The following is a 2,522-nucleotide window of genomic DNA, read 5'->3' as shown; positions in this document are numbered from 1 at the left end:
CACCCGCGGGATCCCGTTCGCAGCCGACCCCTCGCAGCAGCTGGCCTTCATGGACGGCGAGTCGATCCGGCGGCTCATCGACGGAGCCGACTACCTACTGACGAACGAGTACGAGTCGCACCTCGCCTGCCAGAAGACCGGCTGGACCGCCGAGGAGCTCGCCCAACGAGTCCGGGTGCAGGTCCAGACGCGCGGCAAGGACGGCGTGACGGTCCGCGTCCGCGGCGAGGAGCCCATCGAGGTCTCCGCGGCCCGCGAGGTGCGGCGCGCGGACCCGACCGGGGTCGGCGACGCCTTCCGCGCCGGCTTCCTCACCGGCCTGTCGGCCAAGCTGCCCATGCGGCGGTGCGCCGAGCTCGGATCGATGCTCGCGACATACGTCCTCGAGACGGTCGGCACGCAGGAGTACGCGCTGCGCATCCCCGAGTTCCTCGAGCGGCTCGCGGACGCCTACGGCGCGGACGCGGCCGAGGAGATCGCGCCGCACATCAGCGGGCCCCGTCCCTGACGACACGCCGTGCCCCAAGCGCCCCGCCCGTCGCACTGGGACTTCGACCTCGACCGGGTGCCGCCGGGGGAGGACCTCGTCGGGGTCGGTGCCGACCTCGGCCTCGCCACGCTCTTCCAGGCCTACTGCGAGGGCGTCTTCCCGATGGGCGTCGGCGAGCACGGGGCGCCACCCCTCGGCTGGTGGTCGCCGGACCCGAGGGGAGTGCTGAGGCTCGGCGACCTGCGCGTCACCCGGTCGCTGCGCAAGGTGCTGCCCCGGTTCGAGGTCAGGGTCGACACCGCGTTCCGCCAGGTCATCGAGGCGTGCGCCGACCCCGAGCGCCCCGGCCGGTGGATCACCCCTGAGGTCGTCGAGGCCTACGTCCGTCTCCACGAGGCGGGGTGGGCGCACTCCATCGAGACCTGGCAGGACGACCGCCTCGTCGGCGGGCTGTACGGCGTCGCGATCGGGGGCCTGTTCGCCGGCGAGTCGATGTTCCACCATGCCCGTGACGCCTCGAAGGCGGCCCTCGTGCACCTGCACGCGCTCGTCGCGGCCGACGGGCTGGGGGACCGGCTCATCGACGTGCAGTGGCGCACCCCGCACCTCGCCTCGCTCGGAGTCACCGAGGTGCCCCGGTCGCGCTACCGGGAGCTGCTCGCGCGGGCGCTCCAGCTGCCGCTGCCCGAGCCCTGGCGCTGACGGCCCCGGACAGGCCCGAACGGGAGCCACGACGCGAGCCGGCGTGAGAGCGCTCGCCCGCTGAGCGGCATACGGATTCGTCACGGTCGAGCACGCGAACGGCGCCCGAAACGGAATGCGGCCCCCTCCCGACAGTGGGGAACGCGTGGGGGTAGGGTGCATGCGTGTGGGCACGACCGTGCCCGTGGAGAACTTTGAACTGCTCGAGCGCGTGTCGGTCATCCGCGTGCGCTCCGAATGAAAGGTGCACGTGGTGCCTGAGCACGTTGACACCCCTGTGGTGACACGGCGACGGCGGTGGGCCCGGGTCACGGGGATCGCCGCGGTCAGCGCAATCGCGCTCACCGGCTGTCAGGGCAAGCTGTCCAACGGCTTCCTGCCCGAGGCGGTCTCCGACAGCGGCCGACGCGTCACTGACCTCTGGGTCGGCAGCTGGATCGCCGTCCTCGCGGTCGGCGTCATCACGTGGGGCCTCATGCTCTACGCCGCGGTGCGCTTCCGCCGGCGCAAGGGTGACGACACGCTCCCGGTGCAGCTGCGCTACAACATCCCGGTCGAGTTGCTCTACACCATCATCCCGATCTTCATGGTCGCGGTGTTCTTCTACTACACCGCCCGCGACGAGGCCGCCCTGACGGACACGAGCAAGAAGCCCGACGTCACGATCAGCGTCGTCGCCAAGCAGTGGAGCTGGGACTTCAACTACGTCGACTCCAACGTCTACGAGAGCGGCGTGCACACCCAGCTCGACGGCAAGCCCGGCGCCCGGGCGCAGATGCCGGTGCTCTACCTGCCCGTGAACAAGCGTGTCGAGTTCGTCCTCAACGCCCGCGACGTCATCCACAGCTTCTGGGTGCCCGCGTTCATGACGAAGCTCGACATGATCCCCGGGCGCACCAACAAACTCCAGATCGTGACCCAGCAGGAGGGTGAGTTCCAGGGCAAGTGCGCCGAGCTGTGCGGCGCCTACCACTCGGAGATGCTCTTCATGGTCAAGATCGTCTCCCAGGCGGAGTACGACAAGGAGATGGCACACCTGGCCGCCATCGGTCAGAAGGGCCAGGTCCCCGTCGACGTCAGCCGTGAGCCGCTCGTCCAGGGAGACTCCAAGCTCGTGCCCGCCCCTGCTCTCACCGGAAGTGTCAATCAATGAGCGCTGCGACGCTGACGACCACCCCAACGCCGCACCAGACCACCGCCGTCCACACCTTCGTCAAGTGGGTCACCACCACTGACCACAAGCGGATCGGCAACCTCTACTTCATCACGTCGTTCCTGTTCTTCCTGCTCGGTGGCGTCATGGCGCTCATCATCCGGGCCGAGCTCGTCG

At 69.7% G+C, this 2,522-nt stretch carries 4 protein-coding genes; all 4 read left to right on the top strand.

Annotated features, from left to right (window positions below):
- A partial coding sequence (locus N864_RS21430) for a PfkB family carbohydrate kinase (RefSeq protein WP_034722217.1) occupies positions 1-508 on the top strand: 508 nt, incomplete at its 5' end.
- A gap of 9 nt (positions 509-517) precedes the next feature.
- Positions 518-1,192: a leucyl/phenylalanyl-tRNA--protein transferase gene (gene aat, locus N864_RS21425; RefSeq protein ID WP_034722216.1), complete on the top strand. Its 675-nt coding sequence runs from the start codon at positions 518-520 to the stop codon at positions 1,190-1,192.
- A 244-nt stretch (positions 1,193-1,436) separates the two neighbouring features.
- Positions 1,437-2,345: an aa3-type cytochrome oxidase subunit II gene (gene ctaC / locus N864_RS21420; RefSeq protein ID WP_034722213.1), complete on the top strand. Its 909-nt coding sequence runs from the start codon at positions 1,437-1,439 to the stop codon at positions 2,343-2,345.
- Positions 2,342-2,522 (top strand): hypothetical protein (locus N864_RS21415; protein ID WP_034722210.1); only part of this gene is annotated, 181 nt, incomplete at its 3' end. The genes ctaC and N864_RS21415, both read left to right, overlap by 4 nt.

Source organism: Intrasporangium chromatireducens Q5-1 (assembly GCF_000576575.1).
In the GTDB taxonomy this organism is placed as follows: domain Bacteria; phylum Actinomycetota; class Actinomycetes; order Actinomycetales; family Dermatophilaceae; genus Intrasporangium_A; species Intrasporangium_A chromatireducens.
This window is presented reverse-complemented; position numbering and strand designations above follow the sequence as displayed.